The following is a 23,334-nucleotide window of genomic DNA, read 5'->3' as shown; positions in this document are numbered from 1 at the left end:
TCGCAGACAACTACACTATGGCTATCAGGAAACGAGATATGGTTATGCGCAGGTTTGCTACTTTATTGTTGCTGGTTCTGCTCAGTGGCTGTAGTGCACTACAGGGGACACCGCAACCCGCTCCCCCGGTCGCCGACCATCCGCAGGAGATTCGTCGTAATCAGACGGAAGGATTACAACGAATGGGTACCGTCTCCGCGCTGGTTCGCGGATCCCCGGATGACGCAGAGGAGTCAATAAAGGCGCAAGCTGCCGCCGCCAAAGCAGATTATTACGTCATCATTATGATCGATGAAACCATCATTACGGGACAGTGGTATTCACAGGCTATTTTGTACCGTAAATAACGATCTTCATTTGAACGACATTTACACTGCTTTGCGTCCATAGACATTTTCCTGTCCACAATAAACTCCATGCCCGCGACAATGGAAGTGAGTTTATTTGCGAAGGAGTGCCCGGCGGATACCGGAGAAATGTGAAATGGAGCTGACAATGAAACGAACTCTTGCTTTGACCTCTCTGTTGCTCTCAGTAGGCCTTGTGAGCACGACTGCACAGTCAGCAGAATTCGCCAGTGCTGATTGCGTCACTGGCCTTAATGAAATTGGCCAGATCTCCGTCAATAACATTTCGGGGAGCCCGCAAGATGTTGAACGTGTCGTGGCACTAAAAGCCGATGAACAGGGCGCTTCCTGGTATCGAATTATTCAGATGCAGGAAGATAACCGCAGCGATCATTGGCGCGTACAGGCTATTCTCTACGTCTAATCACCTCCGATAAAAGCCACTTATTTTTAGTGGCTTTTCGTTTTTGCAAATTTTTTATCTTCTTTCAACCCTATTAAAAACAACCTGATAACATTTTGTTACATTATTTAAGTAAATGTTAGCTCTGTCCTGCCGTTGAAAAGCCATACCTTTTCAATAATGAGCAATTTATGATCACCTTTTTTCGCCGTGCGGGTCTGGGCGCAAAGCTATCGCTTCTTACCGGCGTGAGTGTCGCCACGCTGTTTCTGCTTTTCACTTTTCTGCTCAGCCATAAAGCCAGCCAGCAGCTTGAAGCCCTTGCGGTAGAAGACCTGCATAACCAGTCCACCGGTATGGTTGATATGGTACAGATGTTTAACACCAGTCTGAGCGAAGAGGTCGAGAGCTATACCCGGCTGTTCACCACCTTTTTACCGCAGCCTTTGAGCGTCGACAGCAGTCAACTCCAGACCATTAACGGGCTTAGCGTTCCCCTTCTGAAAGGGGGTGAAACGGGCCTGCATGAAAACAATGCACTTTCTGACGACTTCCTGACGCGTACAGGGGCAATCTCGACCCTGTTTGTGCGTAGCGGTAATGACTTTGTCCGTGTCGCCACCTCCCTGCGCAAAGAGAACGGCGATCGGGCAATGGGTACCATTCTGGACACTGCCAGCCCGGCCTATGCGGCCGTCACTAAAGGCGAGGTCTATCGCGGTCTGGCGTTGCTGTTCGGCAAGCGCTATATCACCCAGTATCAGCCGTTCAAAAACGCAGAAGGCCAGGTCATTGGGATCATTTTTGTTGGTGTGGATATCACCCACTCCTGGAACGTGATGCGCGAAAAAATCCTCAATCGTCGTTTAGGTGACAGTGGACATTTCTTCGTGCTGGATCGCAGCAACGGTAAAACGCGCGGACAGTTCCTGTTCCACTCGAACCGGGAAGGCCAGCTTCCTGAGTGGGACAGCGCCACCCAGCAGCAGTTGCTGAGCAATACCCCGGGCACGCTGGAACGCACAAGTGAGGATGGTCGCATACTGAAAATGGCCTACACGCCGCTGCCGGGCTGGAACTGGACCATCGTGGGGGAAGTGGATAAATCGGTCCTGCTTTCAAGCGTCACCACGATGCGGGATCGCTTCCTGCTGGCAGGCGTGGCGCTGTCAGTCCTGTTTGCCGCGCTGTTTGTCATCATCATTCGTCGCATGCTGACGCGTCCGCTGCGTAACGTCATTCACCTTGCCCGACAATATGCGGCAGGCGATCTGCGTGCCAGCCTGTCCGTTACCCGCCAGGATGAGGTTGGCCAGCTTATCGACGCCATCAACGGGATCGGCGGCGGTCTGCAAAAGATTGTCCTGCAGGTACGCGAGGCCGCAGGCGAGATCCATCTGGGCACTAACGCCCTGGCCTCTGATACCGGTGAGATCTCAGAGCAGATCAACAAACAGGCCAGTAGCGTTGAAGAGACCTCCGCGAGTATGGAACAACTCGCCGCAACCGTGCAGCAAAACGCGGCCAATATGGAACAGACGCAGCAGCTGGTGGGGGAAACCTCACGCGCGGTGCATCAGGGGGGCGAGACGGTGACGCACGCGGTCTCCACCATGGACGATATTCGCGACGCCTCAAAGCGCATCGAGGACATCACGCGTGTGATTGAGTCGATTGCTTTCCAGACTAACATTCTGGCGCTTAATGCAGCGGTTGAAGCAGCACGCGCCGGCGAACACGGAAAAGGGTTTGCTGTGGTCGCGCAGGAAGTGCGCGCCCTGGCGGCACGCAGCGCTAATGCGGTGAAAGAGATTGAGCAGCTGATTGGCGACACGCTGAACAAGGTGAGTGAAGGCCATGCGCTCTCAGAGCAGACGCGTCTGGCGATGGATGCCATCATCGCGCACATCGATAACATCAACCAACTGGTGACCGAGATTAACCATGCATCCCGCGAACAGTCGGCGGGGATCCGTCAGGTGAATCTGGCCATGACCCATATTGGTGAAGCCTCCCACATCAACGCCGATCGCGTCTCGCGCAGCGAGCAAACCGCACAATCACTGCGCGAGAAAGGGTCGCACCTCACTCAACTGGTGAGCCTGTTCCAGCTTAAAAACTAGCCTACCCTGCCCGTGGCGCGTAGCAGAAGATCGCTTTGAACCTGCTCTGTCATCAGCGTGCCGCCACGGGTATCCAGCATCATGCGGCACCACGCCTGCGCGACGGGCGGAGAGGCGTGCCGCAGCATCTGGCTTCCGGCGCCCAGCAGGAATAGCTGATGCGCAATCTCCCGCCCCTGCGCCTCCTGCGGTTTACGCAGTTTTTGCTGCAGCTGCCGCCAGCTACGATCGAAGTGTCTGTCCTGACCTTTCACCTGCGCAAAATCCTCTGCCAGCAGATCGAACATACCCGGCTGCTTCGCCAGAACGCGCAGAACATCCAGACACATGATGTTCCCTGAGCCTTCCCAGATGCTGTTCACCGGCATCTCGCGATACAGGCGGGGGAGTTCACTCTCCTCACAGTACCCGATGCCGCCCAACACCTCCATCGCCTCTGCCACGAACGGGATACCCACTTTGCAGACGCTGAATTTCGCGGCTGGTGTGAAAAGCCGCGCCCAGGCCGCCTCCTGCGGATCGGCGCGTTTATCCCACGCCCGGGCAAGACGAAACAGCAGCGCCGTTTGCCCCTCCAGCATCAGCGCCATGCGGCTCAGGACGTCGCGCATCAGCGGCTGATCGATGAGGTTTTTTCCGAACGTCTGCCGCTGATGGGCGTGGTACAGCGCCACGGATAATGCCCGACGCATCAACCCATGGCTGCCCAGAGCGCAGTCAAAACGCGTTAACCCGCCCATGCGGAGGATCTGTCGTACCCCTTCCCCCTCTTCCCCTAACAGCCAGCCGGACGCATCCAGAAACTCCGCTTCACTGCTGGCGTTAGAGCGGTTGCCTAGCTTGTCTTTCAGCCGCTCCAGGCGCACGGCGTTGCGCTGCCCGTCAGGCAAAAAGCGAGGAACAAAAAAGCAGGACAACCCGCCTTTCGCCTGCGCCAGCACCAGATGCGCATCGCTTTGTGGCACGGAGAAAAACCACTTATGACCCACCAGCCGATAGCTGCCGTCGCTGCACTTTTCCGCTTTAGTGGTGTTGCTGAGCACGTCCGAGCCGCCCTGTTTTTCCGTCATCCCCATGCCGATCAGCAGGCCGCGCTTTTGGGCTCCAGGAGCAAGGTGAGGATCATAACGATCGCTCAGTAGCGGCGTGAGCCAGTTCTGGAAAGGTTCAGGGAGCGCCTGTTGCAGCAGCGGCGTGGCGGCAAACGTCATGGTCACGGGGCACAGCGTTCCGGCCTCAACCTGAGCATGCAACACGAAGCGCGCGGCGCGAGCGACAAAGGAGCCTTTACGCGCCTCCTCTTCCCACGCCAGGTTATGCACCCGGTTAGCGCACAGCCCCTGCATCAGAAGATGCCAGGCGGGGTGAAAACGGACATCATCCAGCCGCTCACCGGTGGGGTCATAGCGAAGTAACTCCGGCGGATTGACGTTCGCCAGCCTGCCAAGCTCCAGCGACTCCGCCGTACCTAACTGCTGGCCTATACTGGCCAGCAGTTCGCTATCCCACTCCGCGCCTTCGCGGGCCACCGCGTCACGCAGGGCACAATCAGAGAGAAAAAGGTTGCTGTTCGAAAGCGGTGCGGGTTGGTTAAAAACGGTATGTGTTTGCCAGTGCATGCTGTCTCCCTCCTTCAGTGGCAATGAAGATAAGTATGGACAGACCCTGTGCACGCTGCATGGGAGTAAGGTCACACGGTAGCGATCCCGCTGATATCATTCGTGAAATAGCTCACAGAACATAAGAATAAACTATTTCATCACTTCACTTTTATTGAATAATTTATTCTTACCCCTTTCAGTGAGGAAAGTTATGCAACCGAATGCGCATAAGCGTGCGTTAATTGCAGGCTCCATTGGTAATTTCATCGAGTGGTATGAGTTTGCGGTCTACGGCTTTCTGGCCACCGTGATTGCGAAAAACTTCTTCCAGCTTGAAGGCGAGTCGGGGCTGACCAGCCTGATCCTCACCTATGCCTCATTTGCCATCGCTTTCTTCTTCCGTCCGCTGGGGGCGGTGGTGTTTGGCCGCATCGGCGACCGGATTGGCCGCAAACCGACGCTGATTATTGTGCTGGTGCTGATGACGCTCGCCACCGCCGCCATCGGTGTTGTGCCAGTCTATGCCAGCATCGGTATCGCTGCGCCGCTGATCGTTACGTTGCTGCGCATCCTGCAGGGATTGTTCGCGGGGGGTGAGTACGGTGGTGCGGTTTCCTTGATGACGGAATTTGCACCACGCGGTAAACGTGGTCTGTATGGCGCATGGCAATCGTTCACGGTGGCGCTGGGGCTATTAGCGGGCGCGGGTATTGTCGCCTTGCTTTCTGCCTTACTGACACCGGAAGCCCTGCATGACTGGGGCTGGCGTATCCCATTTTTCCTGGCCCTGCCTATGGGGGTGGTGGCGCTCTGGTTGCGGGTGAGTATGGAAGAGACGCCGAGCTTCGTGCAGCAGCAGGAAAAACCGCTGATCGCGCAGGCCAGTACCGTCGCAACAATTAAAGCGATCGTGATGGGAATTGGCCGGGTGATGGTCTGGTCGGCGGCGGGATATACCTATCTGGTGATTATGCCAACCTATCTGCAATCGGCACTGCACACCGGATTTAACCAGGCACTGTTGATAGCCGTGATTTCGAATGTCGGCTTTGCGCTCACCATTATTCCGTCGGGGATCCTGAGCGACAGGATTGGCCGCCGCACGGTGATGATTATCGCCACCGCGTTACTGCTGATCCTCGCCCTGCCGCTGCTGAAAATTCTGCAGGCGGAGTCCAGTACCCTGGCGGTGAAAGCGATCGTGGTATTGATAGCTGGCGGTCTGGTGGGCATGCTGGCAGGTCCAGGGCCGGCAATGCTCTCAGAGATGTTCCCGACGCGTGTACGCTATACCGGGCTTGGTCTGGCGTATTCCTTGTCGAATGCCATTTTCTCGGGGTGTGCGGGGCTTATTATTACCGGGTTGATTAAGGAGACGGGAAACCTCGACATTCCGGCATATTACGTCATGGCGACGGCGGTGGTGAGTATTGTGGCGCTGATGACGCTCAGGAAGGATGACCATTTGCGGACGTTGGAGGAGTAAGGCTGTCACCGTCTGGTGCCCTCACCCACCGGGAGAGAGATAAAACACAAAAGGCCGTCCACAGGACGGCCTTGCTGTTTATTCGCCGCGCTGACGTACCGCTTCAAACAGGCAAATACCCGTTGCAACAGAAACGTTCAGAGACGACACGCTGCCCGCCATCGGGATGCTGATCAGCTCGTCGCAGTGCTCACGCGTCAGGCGACGCATGCCTTCACCTTCCGCACCCATCACCAGCGCCAGACGGCCGGTCATTTTGCTCTGATACAGGGTATGATCCGCTTCACCGGCGGTACCGACGATCCAGATATTCTCTTCCTGCAGCATACGCATGGTGCGCGCCAGGTTGGTGACGCGGATCAGCGGAACGTTTTCTGCTGCACCGCAGGCCACTTTCTTCGCCGTTGCGTTCAGTTGTGCAGAACGATCTTTCGGTACGATCACCGCGTGCACGCCCGCCGCATCGGCGCTGCGCAGGCACGCGCCGAGGTTGTGCGGATCGGTCACGCCATCAAGGATCAGGAAGAACGGGTTATCCAGTGCAGCGATCAAATCCGGCAGATCGTTTTCCTGATACTGACGGCCTGGCTTCACGCGGGCAATAATCCCCTGGTGAACCGCGCCTTCACTTTTCTCATCCAGGAACTGGCGGTTGGCCAGCTGGATCACCACGCCCTGCGCTTCCAGCGCGTGGATCAGCGGCATCAGACGTTTGTCTTCACGCCCTTTCAGAATGAACACTTCCTGAAAACGCTCCGGTGCGCGCTCCAGCAGGGCCTGCACCGCGTGGATGCCGTAAATCATTTCACTCATTGATGATTCTCATAAAAGGTATTTCCCCCTCTCCCCAGTGGGGAGAGGGTCAGGGTGAGGGGAGAATTTACTCCGCCTGCTGTTTCTTCGCTGCGCGCTTCGCTTTGGTCGCAGCAGCAATTTTCTGCGTTTTCGCGGACGGCTTTTTCGCCTTGCGAGCCTCTTTCTTCGCCGCTTTTGGCTTCTGCTTTTTCTCACCGCGGAAGGCGCTGTCTGGCTCGAAGTTCACTTTCTTACCCGCCTGACGACGTTTGCCGCTCGCGTTGCCGTTACCGCCTTTTTTCGCCTTCTCACGCGCGGTTTTACCTACGTTGCGCGGCGCGCGCTCGCTGGAGATCAGACTGAAGTCAATCTTACGCTCGTCCATGTTGACGGCTTCGACTTTGACTTCCACCCGGTCGCCAAGGCGATAGGTCTGTCCACCCGATTCACCAATCAGGCGCTGTCCAACCTGGTCGAAACGGTAATAGTCGTTATCGAGGCTGGAGACATGCACCAGACCGTCGATAAACAGCTCGTCAAGGCGAACAAAGAAACCAAACCCGGTCACGCTGGCGATAACACCTTTGAAAATGTTACCGACCTGATCCAGCATAAAGTCGCATTTCAGCCAGTCAGAGACTTCGCGCGTCGCTTCATCGGCACGGCGTTCGGTCATGGAACAGTGCTGGCCAAGCTGCAGCATCTCTTCCATTGAATAGTGGTACCCGCCGGTTTCAGTCGTGTTCCCTTTATGGCCCTGCTCCTGCGCCAGCAGATACTTGATCGCACGGTGTAAAGACAGGTCCGGATAACGGCGGATCGGCGACGTAAAGTGCGCGTAAGACTGCAGCGCCAGACCGAAGTGACCCCGGTTTTCCGGGTCGTAAATCGCCTGCTTCATGGAGCGCAGCAGCATGGTCTGCAGCATTTCTGCATCCGGACGATCGCCAATGGATTCCAGTAGCTCAGCATAGTCGCGCGGCTCTGGCTTGTTACCGCCAGGCAGCTCCAGACCGAGTTCAGCCAGTACGGAGCGGAACGCAGTAATGGCTTCCGTCGACGGTTTATCGTGGATACGGAACAGCGCCGGCTCTTTAGCTTTCTCGACAAAACGGGCCGCCGAGATGTTCGCCAGGATCATACACTCTTCGATCAGCTTATGCGCATCGTTACGCTGGGTCTGTTCAATACGCTCAATGCGGCGTTCAGCGTTGAAAATGAACTTCGCCTCTTCGCTCTCAAACGAGATCCCGCCACGCTCTTCACGCGCCTGATCCAGCGTTTTGTAGAGGTTATGCAACTCTTCGATGTGCTTCACCAGCGGCGCATACTGTTCACGCAGATCCTGATCGCCCTGCAGCATATGCCAGACCTTGGTATAGGTCAGACGCGCATGGGAGCTCATTACCGCTTCGTAGAATTTATAACCGGTTAAGCGACCTTTACTGGAGATGGTCATCTCGCAAACCATACACAGGCGATCAACCTGCGGGTTCAGGGAACAGAGGCCGTTGGAAAGCACTTCCGGCAGCATCGGTACCACCTGAGACGGGAAGTAAACCGACGTACCACGGCTGCGCGCTTCGTTATCGAGCGGCGTGTGGGGACGAACGTAATAGCTCACGTCGGCGATAGCAACCCACAGACGCCAGCCGCCACCGCGTTTTTTCTCGCAGTATACGGCGTCATCGAAGTCGCGGGCATCTTCACCATCAATGGTGACCAGCGGCAAACTGCGGAGATCCACGCGTCCCGCTTTGGACTCTTCCGGCACCTCTTCCTTCAGACCCACAATCTGCTCTTCAACCGCTTTTGGCCAGATGTAAGGGATCTCATGCGTACGCAGGGCCATATCAACAGCCATGCCGGTACCCATGTTATCGCCCAGCACTTCGACGATTTTACCTACCGCTTTGGTGCGACGCGTTGGACGTTGGGTAAGCTCCACTACTACCACAAAGCCCATGCGCGCGCCCATCACCTCTTCAGGCGGGATCAGAATATCGAAGCTCAGACGGCTGTCATCCGGTACCACAAAGCCTACACCGGCATCGGTAAAGTAGCGGCCAACGATCTGGCTGGTTTTTGGCACCAGCACGCGAACTACGCGTGCTTCGCGACGGCCTTTACGATCGGCACCCAGCGGTTGCGCCAGGATCTGGTCGCCGTGAATACACATCTTCATCTGTTCGGATGAGAGGTAGAGGTCGTCTTTGCGGCCCTCTACGCGCAGAAAACCGTAACCGTCGCGGTGACCAATGACGGTCCCTTTCAACAGGTCGAGGCGTTCTGGCAGCGCATAGCACTGGCGGCGGGTAAAGACCAATTGCCCGTCGCGCTCCATGGCGCGCAGGCGGCGGCGAAGGGCTTCAGTTTGCTCTTCACCTTCAATGTTTAATTCAACAGCAAGTTCTTCACGATTGGCGGGTTTTTCGCGTTTTGTTAAGTGTTCAATGATGAACTCGCGGCTGGGGATAGGATTCGCGTATTTTTCAGCTTCGCGTTCCTGGAAAGGATCATGTGACATATCGGTTCCTCCGTTGTCAGCTCCGGTGGAAATTTTCTTCATTCCACCAGCAATAATTTATAAAGCGGTTGATTCTCTTCAACCAAATCGGCCAGCGTGTAGTTATCCAGTTCCTTAAGAAAACTTTGCACGGCCAGAGAAAGCGCCTGTTTCAGGCGACAAGCGGGTGTAATGTGGCAGAACTCGCTGCTGCAGTTCACCAGAGACAAGGGCTCCAGTTCACGCACCACATCCCCAATACGAATACTTTGCGCCGGTTTACCGAGACGGATCCCACCATTTTTCCCGCGGACGGCAGCAACGTATCCGGCACGACTAAGTTGATTGATTATTTTGACCATATGATTACGGGACACGCCGTAGACCTCTGTCACTTCAGAGATACTGGTCATTTTCCCATCGGGTAACGACGCCATGTAGATTAGCGCGCGTAAGCCGTAATCGGTGAAACTTGTTAACTGCACATCAACCTCAGGAAAAAAGGGAAAACGCGGTAAAACCGCAGAGATATTCATTAATGATGATAAACCAGCCAGATAGTTAGGGGCTAATTTATTTGACAGACGGGGCGAAAAAGCGGATATCCAGGAGCGGTCGCCGGATGGCGCTACGCTTATCCGGCCTACGGGTTTCCCCGCAGGCCAGCAGTCACGAAGATTATGCGTCGAACGGGTCGCGCAGAATCATCGTTTCAGTACGATCCGGGCCGGTAGAGATAATGTCGATCGGCACTTCGGTCAGTTCTTCAATGCGCTTGATGTAATCCAGCGCTGCCTGTGGCAGGCCGCTACGCTCTTTCACACCGAAAGTGGTCTCAGACCAGCCTGGCATGGTTTCGTAGATTGGCTCGATACCTTCCCAGTCGTCAGCAGCCAGCGGAGTGGTGGTCACTTCACGGCCATCTGGCATGCGGTAGCCGACGCAGATTTTCACCTCTTTCAGGCCGTCCAGGACGTCCAGTTTGGTCAGGCAGAAGCCAGACAGGGAGTTGATCTGCACTGCACGACGCACAGCCACTGCATCCAGCCAGCCGGTACGACGACGACGACCGGTGGTCGCGCCAAACTCGTTACCCTGCTTGCACAGGAACTCGCCGGTTTCATCAAACAGTTCGGTCGGGAATGGACCCGCACCCACGCGAGTGGAGTACGCTTTGATGATGCCCAGAACGTAATCCACATAACGTGGACCCAGGCCAGAGCCGGTCGCCACGCCACCTGCGGTGGTGTTAGAGGAAGTTACGTACGGATAGGTACCGTGGTCGATATCCAGCAGCGTACCCTGCGCACCTTCGAACATGACGAAATCGCCACGCTTGCGCGCCTGGTCCAGCAGATCGGACACATCAACTACCATGCCGGTCAGAATATCAGCAATCGCCATGACATCATCCAGCACTTTCTGGTAGTCAACAGCGTCTGCTTTGTAGAAGTTCACCAACTGGAAGTTGTGATATTCCATCACTTCTTTCAGTTTTTCAGCGAAGGTGGCTTTATCGAACAGGTCGCCCACGCGCAGACCGCGACGAGCCACTTTGTCTTCATAAGCCGGGCCGATACCACGACCGGTGGTGCCGATCGCTTTCGCGCCACGCGCTTTTTCACGCGCAACGTCCAGTGCCACGTGATAATCAAGGATCAGCGGGCAGGCTTCGGAGAGCAGCAGACGCTCGCGAACCGGGATACCACGGTCTTCCAGACCTTTCATCTCTTTCATCAGCGCAGCCGGAGACAGCACTACGCCGTTACCGATGATGCTGGTGACGTTTTCGCGGAGAATGCCTGATGGAATAAGATGGAGGACGGTTTTTTCACCGTTGATTACGAGAGTATGGCCTGCGTTGTGACCGCCCTGGTAGCGTACAACATATTTAGCCCGTTCAGTCAGAAGATCAACAATCTTCCCTTTACCTTCGTCACCCCATTGGGTGCCCAGTACGACGACGTTGTTACCCATTTTTTTCAAAATCACCGTTTGCTTAAAAATGGATTCTACCATCGCTTTTTCAGATATACAGCACTTTTTGACCCCAAAATATGCCAAAACCGATCACTTTTTGATCAGCCAATCGTTTTCCTCAACATGTAGTAGATAACAATGCCAGCAACCACAAGACCGCCGCCGAATCGGCGCAAAATATTATCCGGCAACTGGCTCAGGGTGGCGATCATGCGACGCCAGGCGCGCGGATAGAGCATCGGGCCCAGGCCTTCCAGGACTAAAACCAGCGCCAGTGCCAGCCAGATCGTTGAATTCATTTTTAATCCTTATAAAAGAAAACCACCGCTCCGTTAAGAGCGGTGGTTTGAATACTCAAACGAGACTGAGTTTATCGCGTTGCGTTAGTCGGCGTCTTCATATAACGGAAGAAATCGCTGTCCGGGCTGAGCACCATCACATCCTGGTTGCTCTGGAAGCTATTCTCGTAAGCACGCAGGCTACGGATAAAGGCGTAGAAGTCTGGATCCTGGCTAAACGCATCGGCGAACAGTTTCGCGGCTTCCGCATCACCTTCACCACGCAGGATACGGCCCTGACGCTCAGATTCCGCCAGCGTCTTGGTCACTTCGTAGTCCGCGGCTGCACGCAGTTTTTCCGCTTCTTCCTGACCCTGTGAACGGTGACGACGGGCTACCGCTTCACGCTCGGCGCGCATACGGTTATAGATCGCCTCAGACACTTCCGCCGGCAGGTTGATCTGCTTAATACGCACATCCACCACTTCGATACCCAGCGCAGCCATACTGTTCGGGTTGATTACAGGCACTTTACCATTGGTTTCAGCCTGAACACGTTCCGCCGCTTTAGCAATTGCATCGTCCGCTGCTGGCGTTTCAACTTCGTCTTCCGTACCCGCGGTGCCGGAGTTCAGCGCATCGCGCACTTCCAGCGTCAGACGACCACGAGAGTCGGTCACGATGTCTTTCACATCCAGACGACCAATCTCAGAACGCAGACGGTCAGAGAATTTACGTTTCAACAGCACTTCCGCCTGAGAAACATCACCGCCGCCCGTTGCCAGGAAGTAACGGCTGAAATCACTGATACGCCACTTGATATAAGAGTCAACGATCAGGTCTTTCTTCTCTTTGGTCACGAAACGGTCGGCCTGGTTATCCATGGTCTGGATACGCGCATCAAGCGTCTTCACTGACTGGATAAAAGGAACCTTGAAGTGCAGACCCGGCTCATAAATCACCGGACGCTTGTCACTGTCACGGACGACGCTGCTGAACTGGAACTTAATCCCGCGCTCGCCCTCTTTCACCACAAAGATAGAGGTATAAAGTACGACCAGTACGATGACGATGATCGCAATAACTGACTTACGCATCCTTATTCCCCCTGACGCTGGTAGTCGTTACGCTGCGCGTTAGCACGGCGTTGGTCCATAATGTCACCATCGTTCGAAGAAGGCGTGGTTGTTGCGCTGGAGCTACCGGACGATGCAGGTGGCAGACGCAGCAGGTTATTCGCACCGCTGTTGTCTTTTGCTGCCGGTGCAGAACCGCCTTTCAGCATCTGATCCAGCGGCAGTACCATCAGGTTTCCACCTTTGCTGTCGTTAACCAGCACTTTACGTGTATGGCTCAGCACTTTTTCCATGGTTTCGATATAGAGACGCTCGCGGGTAATTTCCGGAGCCGCTTTATATTCCGGCAGGATTTTCGCGAAACGTGCCACTTCACCCTGCGCTTCCAGGATGGTCTGGGTCTTATACGCGCGTGCTTCTTCAAGAATACGCTGCGCCTGACCGTTAGCACGTGGCTGAACTTCGTTGGCGTACGCTTCCGCTTCACGGATGTACTGCTGTTCGTTCTCACGCGCGGCAATCGCGTCATCAAACGCGGCTTTCACCTCTTCCGGCGGACGAGCAGCCTGGAAGTTGACGTCCAGCAGGGTGATACCCATGTTGTACGGACGAATGGTCTCTTCCAGCTCACGCTGGGTATCGCTACGAATAACGGTACGACCTTCAGTCAGAATGCGGTCCATGGTGTATTTACCGATCACGCCACGCAAGGCGCTGTCGGTCGCCTGACGCAGGCTGTCATCGGCACTGGTCACGCTAAACAGATAACGTTCTGGGTCCGTAACACGATATTGCACGTTCATCTCAACGCGCACTACGTTCTCATCAGAGGTCAGCATCACGCCGGAAGCGGCCAGCTCACGCACCGACTCCACGTTCACAGCAGTGACGTCGTCAATGAAGGTCGGTTTCCAGTTCAGGCCCGGCTCAACCAGATGGCTGAACTTACCAAAACGGGTGACCACGCCGCGCTCGGCTTCTTTAATGGTGTAGAACCCGCTGGCAGCCCAGATGATGACCACGGCAGCGGCCACAATGCCCACGATGCGACCACCCATTTGCGGGCGCGGGCCCTGGGTAGAATTGCCACCCGAGCCAGACCCTTTTCCTCCACCAAGCCCACCAAGCTTCTTGCTTAGCTTGCGGAAGATATCATCCAGATCCGGCGGCCCCTGATCGCGACCACCTTTGTTGCCATTTCCCCCAGAGTTGCCGCCTTGATTATTGCTGCTTCCCCACGGGTCGCGGTCCTGTCCGTTATTACCGGGCTGATTCCACGCCATGTATATGCTCCATATTTGTTATGCAAGGGCGAATTATTCAGGCATCCCCTTTCCGATCAGACGATATAGTCGACCAGCGCAGGTTCTTGTTTACAGAGGCGACGCCAGTCAACGATCGGCATACGCACCTGCATCCCCACGCTGCCGTCATCCTCCATCCACTCTTTTTCTATCGCCTGAAGCTGATAAAACCGGCTGCGCAGCCTGCCTTCCTGTGGTGGCAGTCGCAGCGTGTGCTGGGCTACCTCACCGGAAAGACGTTCTGTCAAAGCCTGGAAAAGCAGTGGCACGCCAATACCGGTCTGGGCGGAAAGCCAGACCCGAATTGGTTTGTTCTCTTCATCACGATCGATACGCGGCTCAAAATCATCCAGCATGTCGATCTTGTTCATCACCAACAGCGTTGGGATCTCGTGGGCCTCGATCTCTTCGAGCACCACATTCACCGCGTCGATGTTTTCCTGCACGCGGACATCTGCAGCATCAATCACGTGCAGCAGCAGGGTCGCCTGACGCGTCTCCTGCAGGGTGGCTTTAAACGCGGCCACCAGATCATGCGGCAGGTGGCGGATAAACCCTACGGTATCCGCCAGCACGGTTTCACCCACATCCGCCACGTCGATACGACGCAACGTCGGGTCCAGGGTCGCAAACAGCTGGTCTGCGGCATAGACCTGGGCCTCGGTAATCTGGTTAAACAGGGTGGATTTACCGGCGTTGGTATACCCCACCAGCGACACCGTCGGGATGTCGGCTTTCGTACGCGCCCGACGTCCCTGCTCACGCTGTTTCTCGACTCTTTCCAGACGAGAGAGGATCTGAGTAATACGGCCGCGCAGCAAACGGCGGTCGGTTTCGAGCTGGGTTTCACCCGGACCGCGCAAACCAATCCCGCCTTTTTGTCGTTCAAGGTGGGTCCAGCCACGTACAAGACGCGTGGCCAGATGGCGCAGCTGCGCCAGCTCAACCTGCAGCTTACCCTCGTGGGTACGTGCACGCTGAGCAAAAATATCTAAAATCAACCCCGTGCGATCGATAACACGGCATTCGCAAAGCGCTTCCAGGTTACGCTCCTGAGCCGGAGACAGCGCATGATCAAACAACACGACTGACGCACCGGTTGCTTTTACGGCATCCGCAATTTCTACTGCTTTACCTTCACCAACAAAATACTTTGGGTGCGGCGCTTTACGGCTACCGGTAATCACCTGCATTGCTTCGACACCGGCGGAAGAGACCAGAGATTCAAACTCCTGGAGGTCTTCCATATCTTTGTCTTGCGAAAAATAGATGTGTACCAGCACCGCCTGCTCACCGGCATCATAACGGTCAAACAAGCGTAAAACCCTCTAAAAATATCAGCGGGGAACGCAGGATCCCTGGCTCCCCGTGTGGATAACAGTGCGAAACCTTATTCGGTCTCGTCGCTGTCCTGCGCAGGAGCAGAAGAACCCTGCGCGTTGCTGCCATGATGGTAGTTACTACCAGTGCCGCCGCCAGCGTTATTGCTGTGATGAGATACCGGACGGGACGGAACAACAGTAGAAATAGCGTGCTTGTAGACCATCTGGCTGACCGTGTTTTTCAACAGGATCACGAACTGATCGAAAGACTCAATCTGACCTTGCAGCTTAATACCATTCACCAAATAAATAGAAACTGGAACACGTTCCCGACGCAATGCGTTCAGGAACGGATCTTGTAAAGATTGCCCCTTAGCCATTCTATCTTTTCCTTATATGCTTGTTTTGTACTTAGAACCTTGCGATTCTGAAAAATTGCGCACGATACGTCTCAATTGTACACATTCAGTGAGCGATATCACCAATAACCTCAATCACTTCGTTTAGCGCCTGTTGCGGTTTTTCGCTGTCTAACCAGTGAACCCCTTCCCAACCGCGCAACCAGGTGATCTGGCGCTTCGCTAACTGTCTCGTGGCGCAAACACCTCTATAAACCATTTCATCATATGAAATCTCGCCTTCAAGATATGACCACATCTGGCGGTATCCCACACAACGAACGGAAGGCATGTCCGTATGCAAATCTCCACGGGCAAATAACGCCCGCACTTCTGCTTCAAAATCTGAAGCCAACATCTGATGAAAACGCTGCTCAATTCGTTGATGGAGCAGTTCACGGCTCGCCGGGGCGATAGCGAACTGATGCACCTGATACGGCAGAGCGTCTCCTGACGTTTGCGTCAGTTCCGTTAAAGTTTTACCCGAAATGAAAAAAACTTCCAGTGCCCGGGAAAGCCTTTGCGGATCATTTGGATGGATCCGTGCTGCGGCAACCGGGTCAATCTCTGCCAGTTGCTGATGCAAAACGTCCCATCCCTGCTCTGCCGCCTGCTGTTCAATTTTTGCTCTTATTTCAGGGTCCGCCGATGGCAGAGGAGAGAGCCCCTCCAGCAACGCCTTGAAATAGAGCATGGTGCCGCCAACCAACAGCGGTATACGTCCCGCCGCCGTTATCTCGGCCATCTCAGCTAAGGCATCGCGGCGAAAATCCGCTGCGGAGTAGGCCTGCGCCGGGTCGAGAATGTCCAGCAAACGATGCGGAGCCGCGCGCAGTTCGGCTGCGTCGGGCTTCGCCGTGCCAATGTCCATTCCTCGGTAGATGAGGGCAGAATCGACACTAATCAACTCTACGGGCAAAACTTTACGTAGCTCAATGGCTAACGCCGTTTTGCCGGAGGCCGTAGGGCCCATCAAAAAAATCGCCTTAGGCAGGCTCGCCTTACTGACATCAATCATCTTTAAGGGCAGTCATCGCCGTTTGTAAATCAACAGGTTGTAATAATCCACCCGGCGGTGCTTTCACCAGATGCGGGCAAAGGCGTTCCACCTCTGCCAGCACGCTAATCGCCTGCGCCATACTCCACGGTGTATGATCACTGGCCAAATGGCGGGCGATCCACTGCGCAGTGTTGGCGGCATCAAACGTTGTTTGTTGCGCCAGGTAGCCTATCAGTTCAGGAATCAAGTTTTGTAAATTTTGTTGGCGTAAGGGTAAAGGCACTGCGCGAATTGTCACATGCTGTGATTCCAGTACCATTTCAATCCCCATCTGCGCCAGTTGGGCCTCTGCGCGCTGCAGTACCCTTGTTTCTTCAGTGGATATTTTTAGTCGAACCGGGATCAAAAGCGGTTGCGCACAAGCCGCGTTTTCTCCCGGGGTCAGCTGCACCTGTTTTAGCCAGCGTTCAGCAACCGGCAGGGCCAGGAGCATGAGCTTGCCCTCGCGTTCGAGTAACGCCATATCCGGCGCAATAATCGTCAGCACCCGCCCAAAGCTCTGACTATGCCCTTCCAGCGAAGGCGCTTGTACCTCACTGTGCTCTTTACGCGTGACTGCGGGGGTTTCCAGCAGTTTACGGTACAACGCCCCCTGCTGCTTTTGATAGCCGGGCTGAGCGTTGGGATAGTTCGCACCGGTGGGTCGCGGCGCGCTTCCTGCCGACGAGAAACGTGGCGCTTCCGGTTCACGCGCGACAGCGGGCTCGGCAAAATGGTTACGCCCCGCCGCAACACGGTTTTCCGGTATTGGACGCGAAGCGGGCTCTTCTTTTTCCAGCGGCAGCGTGGGTTCAACCTGCTGCTGCAAAACGCTCAGCACGCCCTGATAGATGAAATCGTGCACCAGTCGCGACTGATGGAACCGAACTTCATGCTTGGCAGGATGGACGTTAACATCAACCTGATGCGGGTCGATTTCCAGATAAAGCACAAACGCAGGCTGCTGATCCGCGCCGAGCTTATCTTCACAGGCCTGACGAATGGCGTGGTTGATCAGACGGTCGCGCATCATGCGGCCGTTAACGTAGCAATACTGGATCTCCGCGAAGGCGGCGCTGCTGGCGTTCGGGTCGGCAACCCAACCGCGTAAGGCCAAATCACCGTGCTGCCATTCAATGGCCAGCGCCTGTTCCAGAAACGGCGTACCGCAGATTGCCCCCAGACGACGCTCTTTCTGCCCGCCCTCCGCTACTGCGCGGTACTGGCGCATCACCTTGCCGTTGTGGCTGAGGTTGATGGTGACATCGAAACGCGCCAGCGCGATACGGCGGATAATCTCATCGATATGACCGAATTCGGTCTTCTCGGTGCGCATAAACTTACGGCGGGCGGGAGTGTTGTAGAAGAGATCCAATACTTCGAGCGTCGTGCCAACAGGATGCGCCGCAGGTTTAATCGTGACGTCCATATCGCGCCCTTCGGCATAGGCCTGCCAGGCTTCCTGCTGTTCGGCCGTACGGGAGGTTAGCGTTAAACGGGAAACCGAGCTGATACTGGCCAGCGCCTCGCCGCGAAACCCGAGGCTGATGATCGCTTCCAGGTCGTCCAGAGAGGCGATTTTACTGGTCGCGTGACGCGCCAGCGCCAGCGCCAGCTCCTCTTTTTTGATACCGCACCCGTTGTCCCGAATGCGAATCAGCTTTGCGCCACCACGTTCGATATCAATATCGATGCGGGTAGCTCCCGCATCAAGACTGTTTTCGACCAGCTCCTTCACCACCGACGCAGGGCGCTCCACCACCTCACCGGCGGCGATTTGGTTCGCAAGCTGCGGCGGTAGAACCTGAATCGGCATGAATTCTCCTTAGTTGGTCGCGGTCATCTCACCCGGCAGCACGGCGCTGGCCGTCTGGGCTGCACCGCCCTGCGGCGCAGACTGCAGCGGATGAGCCTCAAAATATTTACGCAGACCGTTATAAATCGCTTCGGCAATTTGCTGCTGATAGCTGTCGCTGCCCAGCAAACGCTCTTCGCTGTTATTACTGATGAAGCCCGTTTCCACGAGGATCGATGGAATGTCCGGCGAACGCAGAACCCCAAGGCTCGCATGCTCCGGACGGCGTTTATGCAATGCCCCGATGCCTTGCAGCTGATTCAGTACGTTGGTGGCGACATCATACCCGACGCGCTGAGAATGACCGAACTGTAAATCGAGCACCGCCTGGCTGAGATACGGGTCAGACTGGCTGTTGGCCAGCACATCGCCCGCACCACCCAACAGTTCGGACTGCTTCTCATGCTCTTCAAGCCAGTTAGCCATTTCACTGTTCGCCCGACGGTTTGACAGCACCCACACCGATGCCCCCGTGGCGTTACGGTTTGGCGCAGCATCCGCATGAATGGAAACCAGGAAGTTAGCATTTTGCTTACGCGCCACGTCTGAGCGTCCCATCACGGAGATAAAGTAATCGCCGTCACGGGTCAATACGCCTTTAAACATCGGGTCATCGTTCAACAGCGTCCGTAGCTTACGGGCAATGGCGATGGTCACGTTTTTCTCGCGCGTACCACCTGGACCAATTGCACCAGGATCCTGCCCGCCATGACCGGCATCAATGGCGATAATCACTTTATCACCGCTGACCACCCGACGCGCGCTGGCCGCCGGGCGCGTCACGGTATTACTGCTGGTGACGCCGGTGATGCGATCGTTGTCGGTTTTAAACGGATTACGCGCAGGTTCAGACGGGCGCGGGGTATAAACCGGCTCTTCCACCCGTTTCGCCACAACCGGCGGCGGTGGCGGTGGCGGAGGCGCATCGGCATTGATGGTAAAGACCACCGTATAATTCGCGCCGTTTTGCTGCTTCACCGCCCGCGTTTTACCCTTTTCGGTCAGATCGACCACCAGGCGCAATGACTGACTGTCTTTTGGCGTGCCGGAACGAATACTTTTGACCAGGTTGTTACCGCTGAACTGCAAGGGCAACCCCTGGATCACACCCGTCTGTTTGATATCCAGCGCCACGCTGCGGCTGTCTGGTTGAGAAAAAGCATATTCAGGGTCGCCCATAAAACTGAACGTGATCCGGGCCTGACTCTCCCCGTTCGACACCTGAATATCCGAGAGGCTTGCCGCACCAGCCTGCGCGCACAGCAGCACTGTGGCAGCCAATAACCAACCTTTAACGTGATTTATCATCCCGTCATCCCTACGCTCAACCGGCTAAACGCGCCAGTAAGGAACTGCCTGATGAGGAAACAGCACTGATGCGCGCCTCACGCCCTTGTGCCTGGTAATCTAAGTGAATTTCGACATCCGGGTCAGGCAACACACCCGCACCTTGTTGCGGCCACTCCACCAGGCAGATGGCATCATTGGCAAAATAATCACGGATCCCCATAAATTCCAGCTCCTCAGGATCCGCAAGTCGGTATAAATCGAAGTGATACACCATGAGATTTTCAAGAGTGTACGGTTCTACCAGCGTGTAGGTTGGGCTTTTCACATTCCCGTTATGGCCTAACGCCTGCAAAAAACCCCGGCTGAAGGTGGTTTTACCCGCACCTAAATCACCATAAAGATAAATGACAGTCGCCCCCTGACAGGCCTGCGCCACGCGCTTGCCGAGTTCTAAAGTGGCTTGTTCATCAGGTAAAGGAATCGCTCGATTAGTCATTTTCTACGTCAATCACATCCGGGTTAACAACACGCCGCAGCGTGCAAAAAAGATCGGTGGCCAGCATACCGCGTGTGCCATACCGTGCAGCCAGGCTGTCAGCCGCCGCACCGTGAGCCACGCAGCCGGCACAGGCTGCATCATAAAGGGGAAGTTTCTGCCCGAGCAATGCGCCGATGATGCCTGAAAGCACATCGCCCATTCCGCCACTCGCCATGCCCGCATTTCCGGCATCAATAATGCCCAGTGCCTCATCGCTTGCGATGACGGTTCCCGCCCCTTTGAGAACGGCAACACCTCCGTAACGTTTTACCAGACGGCGAGCAGAAAGTAAGCGATCGCTTTCAATTTCTGCCACGCTGCAGTTAAGCAGCCGCGCGGCTTCGCCGGGGTGTGGCGTCAGGATGCGATTGTGACGCTTATCCGGGTTGATTGCCAGAAGGTTCAGCGCATCGGCATCCCAGAGCATCGGTTTACGAAAATTCTCGACCTTTTGCAGAGCCTGCTTACCCCAGGCCTGTTGCCCGAGTCCCGGGCCAATCACCACCACATCCGCCCACTCAAGACTCTCTTCAAGGGTCTGCGGCGTAAGCTCATGCACCATCAGCTCTGGTCGGGCCGTAATAATGGGCGGGATATTTTCACTGCGCGTCAGCACCCGGACCAGCCCCGCGCCGCTACGCAACGCAGCTTCCCCCGTCATCCGGATAGCGCCGGCCGTGCCGTGATCGCCGCCAATGATGACCAGCCTGCCGTGGTCGCCCTTGTGCGACGTTGGCCGACGCGGCGGCAACCAGTGGCTAAGTTGAGTCGCATCAAAGCGGGAAAGGTGTGTCTCCTGCCCGGCAAGCCAGCTCTCCAGCCCCAGGGCGTTATGATGCAACGAGCCCACCACATCCCTCGCTTTCCCGGTGAGTAACCCGGGCTTCAGGGCAATAAACGTGACGGTATGCGTGGCCTGGATCACCGCTCCCGGTGTCGCACCGGTTTCCGCCATCAGACCAGAGGGAATATCCAGTGCCACCACCGGCGCGGTATGGGCATTGGCGCGCGCAATCAGAGCGGCTACGTTATCACGGGGCGCACTACGTAACCCCGTGCCCAGCAGACCATCAACAATCAGATCAACATCCTCTGGCCAGACGATATCGGATGCATGAATCACTCCGCCTGCATTCAGCCAGGCTTCCCGCGCGGCGCTGGCTTCTTCCGGCAGCGGCTTATCGCTCTCCAGCGCCAGTAACGTAACGCGGAGACCTGCCGCGACCGCCAGCCGGGCGACAACGTAACCATCGCCGCCGTTATTGCCGTGTCCGCATAAAATGAGCCAGTGGCCGGATTGCGGATACGCACTGCGGGCAATGTTGAATGCCGCCTCGCCCGCCCGTTGCATGAGTTCATAAAGGGTAATGCCAAGACTGTCCGCGGCCTCTTTTTCGGCGCGTCTGAGGTCATCCGCATGCCAGATGGAATGTGGTATACTTGCGGGGTTTTTATTCACAGTATGGTCCGTCATGTCACAGCCCCTCGATCTCAATCAGTTAGCGCAAAAAATAAAACAGTGGGGTGCTGAACTGGGCTTCCAGAAGGTGGGGATCACCGACACCGATCTCTCCGCCAGCGAGCCAAAACTGCAGGCCTGGCTGGATAAACAATACCACGGCGAAATGGAGTGGATGGCGCGTCATGGCATGATGCGGGCCCGTCCACACGAGCTGTTGCCGGGTACGTTACGCGTTATCAGCGTACGCATGAATTATCTTCCCGCCAACGCGGCTTTTGCGCGTACGTTAAAAAATCCCTCTCTCGGTTACGTTAGCCGGTATGCCCTGGGGCGTGATTACCATAAGCTTCTGCGTAACCGACTAAAAAAACTCGGCGAAACTATTCAGCAGCACTGTGTTTCGCTGAATTTTAGACCGTTTGTCGACTCCGCGCCTGTTCTTGAGCGCCCTATCGCTGAAAAAGCCGGGCTTGGCTGGACTGGTAAGCACTCACTTATTCTGAGCCGCGACGCCGGATCGTTCTTTTTCCTTGGTGAACTGCTGATTGATTTACCGCTGCCGGTAGACGGCCCGGTAGAAGAAGGCTGTGGGCGCTGCGTGGCCTGTATGACTATCTGCCCAACCGGCGCTATCGTTGAGCCCTATACGGTGGATGCCCGACGCTGCATCTCTTACCTCACTATCGAACTGGAAGGGGCGATCCCTGAAGAATTCCGGCCACTTATTGGCAATCGCATCTACGGCTGCGACGACTGCCAGTTAATTTGCCCGTGGAACCGCTACTCGCAGCTCACGGACGAAGAGGATTTTAGCCCGCGTAAGGCGCTGCATGCGCCACAGCTCATTGAACTGTTCGCCTGGAGTGAAGCCTGGTTCCTGAAAGTGACGGAAGGTTCGGCCATTCGCCGTATTGGCCATCTGCGCTGGCTGCGTAATGTCGCCGTTGCGCTGGGAAATGCCCCGTGGGATGAAGCGAATATCCGGGCGCTTGAGAGCCGTAGAGGTGAGCACCCACTTCTCGATGAACACATAGAGTGGGCGATTGCGCAGCAAATCGACAAGCGAAATGCCTGCGTGGTTGAGGTGCAACCACCGCAAAAACAACGCCTGGTGAGGGTGATAGAAAAAGGGCTTCCGCGGGATGCGTGAACTATTCACAGCCTGTGAATAAAATTACAAACTCAAGCAGCATCAGGGCTGGAGATGAGGTCAAGTGATCTCAAAAACATTTTGAAATCAAATTTTCTCAAGCATATACAGCAAGTTACAGAGATACTATTCACCCTGCTAACTTTTCACACGGTTTCAGTCATACCCAAAATCTGTGGATAACTCTGTTTACAAGAGTATTTCGGAAGTAATAGAAAACGTCCCCAACGCATTTTATCGCTGTGGATATTTTTGATATCAAGAAGAATTTGGAGCGGGAAACGAGACTCGAACTCGCGACCCCGACCTTGGCAAGGTCGTGCTCTACCAACTGAGCTATTCCCGCTTGGGTGTTCTGAAGCTGTGCGTATCTTGCGATAC

20 protein-coding genes and 1 tRNA gene are annotated in these 23,334 nt (G+C 55.6%); 5 read left to right on the top strand and 16 right to left on the bottom strand.

Translation table 11 applies throughout. From position 1 onward, the window contains the following. The first annotated feature begins 17 nt into the window (after positions 1-17). The 3 genes from bsmA to AX755_RS11220 all read left to right on the top strand — a co-directional run bounded on the left by bsmA (position 18) and on the right by AX755_RS11220 (position 2,873). Positions 18-347 carry a biofilm peroxide resistance protein BsmA gene (bsmA, locus tag AX755_RS11230; RefSeq protein ID WP_071830088.1) on the top strand — a complete coding sequence of 110 codons (330 nt, stop codon included), beginning with the start codon at positions 18-20 and terminating at the stop codon, positions 345-347. 136 nt (positions 348-483) lie between these two features. Beyond that, positions 484-771: a DUF1471 family protease activator YjfN gene (yjfN, locus tag AX755_RS11225; protein WP_013095298.1), complete on the top strand. Its 288-nt coding sequence runs from the start codon at positions 484-486 to the stop codon at positions 769-771. A 170-nt stretch (positions 772-941) separates the two neighbouring features. Next, positions 942-2,873 carry a methyl-accepting chemotaxis protein gene (locus AX755_RS11220; protein WP_062856764.1) on the top strand — a complete coding sequence of 644 codons (1,932 nt, stop codon included), beginning with the start codon at positions 942-944 and terminating at the stop codon, positions 2,871-2,873. Here the strand turns inward: AX755_RS11220 and AX755_RS11215 are convergent. Next, positions 2,870-4,492 carry an isovaleryl-CoA dehydrogenase gene (locus tag AX755_RS11215; protein ID WP_062856763.1) on the bottom strand — a complete coding sequence of 541 codons (1,623 nt, stop codon included), beginning with the start codon at positions 4,490-4,492 and terminating at the stop codon, positions 2,870-2,872. The genes AX755_RS11220 and AX755_RS11215 overlap by 4 nt on opposite strands. Before the next feature lie 193 nt (positions 4,493-4,685). Here AX755_RS11215 and AX755_RS11210 point away from each other — a divergent pair, with 193 nt between their 5' ends. Further along, positions 4,686-5,960 carry an MFS transporter gene (locus tag AX755_RS11210; protein WP_013095295.1) on the top strand — a complete coding sequence of 425 codons (1,275 nt, stop codon included), beginning with the start codon at positions 4,686-4,688 and terminating at the stop codon, positions 5,958-5,960. A 78-nt stretch (positions 5,961-6,038) separates the two neighbouring features. Here the strand turns inward: AX755_RS11210 and rlmB are convergent, their stop codons facing one another. The 14 genes from rlmB to nnr all read right to left on the bottom strand — a co-directional run bounded on the left by rlmB (position 6,039) and on the right by nnr (position 21,815). Further along, positions 6,039-6,773 carry a 23S rRNA (guanosine(2251)-2'-O)-methyltransferase RlmB gene (gene rlmB / locus AX755_RS11205; RefSeq protein WP_013095294.1) on the bottom strand — a complete coding sequence of 245 codons (735 nt, stop codon included), beginning with the start codon at positions 6,771-6,773 and terminating at the stop codon, positions 6,039-6,041. A 67-nt stretch (positions 6,774-6,840) separates the two neighbouring features. Continuing rightward, entirely contained in the window at positions 6,841-9,282 is a 2,442-nt protein-coding gene (gene rnr, locus AX755_RS11200) for a ribonuclease R (protein WP_013095293.1), read from the bottom strand. A gap of 38 nt (positions 9,283-9,320) precedes the next feature. Further along, on the bottom strand, positions 9,321-9,746 hold the full coding sequence (nsrR, locus tag AX755_RS11195) for a nitric oxide-sensing transcriptional repressor NsrR (protein ID WP_014830384.1): 426 nt from the start codon (positions 9,744-9,746) through the stop codon (positions 9,321-9,323). Between the two features lie 193 nt (positions 9,747-9,939). Further along, complete coding sequence (locus AX755_RS11190) at positions 9,940-11,238, bottom strand: adenylosuccinate synthase (RefSeq protein ID WP_006178975.1); 1,299 nt, start codon at positions 11,236-11,238, stop codon at positions 9,940-9,942. A 104-nt stretch (positions 11,239-11,342) separates the two neighbouring features. Beyond that, on the bottom strand, positions 11,343-11,540 hold the full coding sequence (locus tag AX755_RS11185) for a DUF2065 domain-containing protein (protein WP_013095291.1): 198 nt from the start codon (positions 11,538-11,540) through the stop codon (positions 11,343-11,345). 71 nt (positions 11,541-11,611) lie between these two features. Continuing rightward, on the bottom strand, positions 11,612-12,616 hold the full coding sequence (hflC, locus tag AX755_RS11180; protein ID WP_013095290.1) for a protease modulator HflC: 1,005 nt from the start codon (positions 12,614-12,616) through the stop codon (positions 11,612-11,614). A 2-nt stretch (positions 12,617-12,618) separates the two neighbouring features. Continuing rightward, on the bottom strand, positions 12,619-13,878 hold the full coding sequence (hflK, locus tag AX755_RS11175) for an FtsH protease activity modulator HflK (RefSeq protein WP_013095289.1): 1,260 nt from the start codon (positions 13,876-13,878) through the stop codon (positions 12,619-12,621). Positions 13,879-13,934: 56 nt separating this feature from the next. Next, a complete protein-coding gene (gene hflX, locus AX755_RS11170) occupies positions 13,935-15,215 on the bottom strand; it encodes a ribosome rescue GTPase HflX (protein ID WP_013095288.1) in 1,281 nt (426 codons plus the stop codon). A gap of 74 nt (positions 15,216-15,289) precedes the next feature. Continuing rightward, the gene (gene hfq / locus AX755_RS11165) at positions 15,290-15,601 is read right to left on the bottom strand and encodes an RNA chaperone Hfq (protein WP_013095287.1); all 312 of its coding nucleotides are present in this window, start codon (positions 15,599-15,601) and stop codon (positions 15,290-15,292) included. 85 nt (positions 15,602-15,686) lie between these two features. After that, entirely contained in the window at positions 15,687-16,637 is a 951-nt protein-coding gene (miaA, locus tag AX755_RS11160) for a tRNA (adenosine(37)-N6)-dimethylallyltransferase MiaA (RefSeq protein ID WP_020688973.1), read from the bottom strand. Continuing rightward, complete coding sequence (gene mutL / locus AX755_RS11155) at positions 16,630-18,474, bottom strand: DNA mismatch repair endonuclease MutL (protein WP_062856762.1); 1,845 nt, start codon at positions 18,472-18,474, stop codon at positions 16,630-16,632. Before mutL ends, miaA begins: the two co-directional genes overlap by 8 nt. 9 nt (positions 18,475-18,483) lie before the next feature. Further along, positions 18,484-19,821 (bottom strand): N-acetylmuramoyl-L-alanine amidase AmiB, encoded by a 1,338-nt coding sequence (gene amiB, locus AX755_RS11150; RefSeq protein ID WP_038984057.1) that lies wholly within the window; start codon positions 19,819-19,821, stop codon positions 18,484-18,486. Between the two features lie 16 nt (positions 19,822-19,837). Continuing rightward, a complete protein-coding gene (gene tsaE / locus AX755_RS11145; protein ID WP_013095283.1) occupies positions 19,838-20,299 on the bottom strand; it encodes a tRNA (adenosine(37)-N6)-threonylcarbamoyltransferase complex ATPase subunit type 1 TsaE in 462 nt (153 codons plus the stop codon). Further along, the gene (nnr, locus tag AX755_RS11140; RefSeq protein WP_062856761.1) at positions 20,292-21,815 is read right to left on the bottom strand and encodes a bifunctional ADP-dependent NAD(P)H-hydrate dehydratase/NAD(P)H-hydrate epimerase; all 1,524 of its coding nucleotides are present in this window, start codon (positions 21,813-21,815) and stop codon (positions 20,292-20,294) included. The genes tsaE and nnr overlap by 8 nt, the downstream gene beginning before the upstream one ends. On the opposite strand from nnr, the gene queG reads away from it, so the two are divergent. Continuing rightward, positions 21,814-22,953, top strand: coding sequence for a tRNA epoxyqueuosine(34) reductase QueG (gene queG, locus AX755_RS11135; protein WP_062856760.1), 1,140 nt, complete (start codon positions 21,814-21,816; stop codon positions 22,951-22,953). The two genes, nnr and queG, sit on opposite strands and share 2 nt — an antisense overlap. A 270-nt stretch (positions 22,954-23,223) precedes the next feature. Here queG and AX755_RS11130 read toward each other — a convergent pair. Then, positions 23,224-23,299, bottom strand: a tRNA-Gly gene (locus tag AX755_RS11130). Positions 23,300-23,334: the final 35 nt, after the last annotated feature.

The sequence above is a fragment of the Enterobacter sp. SENG-6 genome (assembly GCF_001605945.1).
GTDB lineage: Bacteria > Pseudomonadota > Gammaproteobacteria > Enterobacterales > Enterobacteriaceae > Enterobacter > Enterobacter cloacae.
Note: the sequence above shows the minus strand (reverse complement) of the source record. Positions and strands in the feature narration are given on the sequence as shown.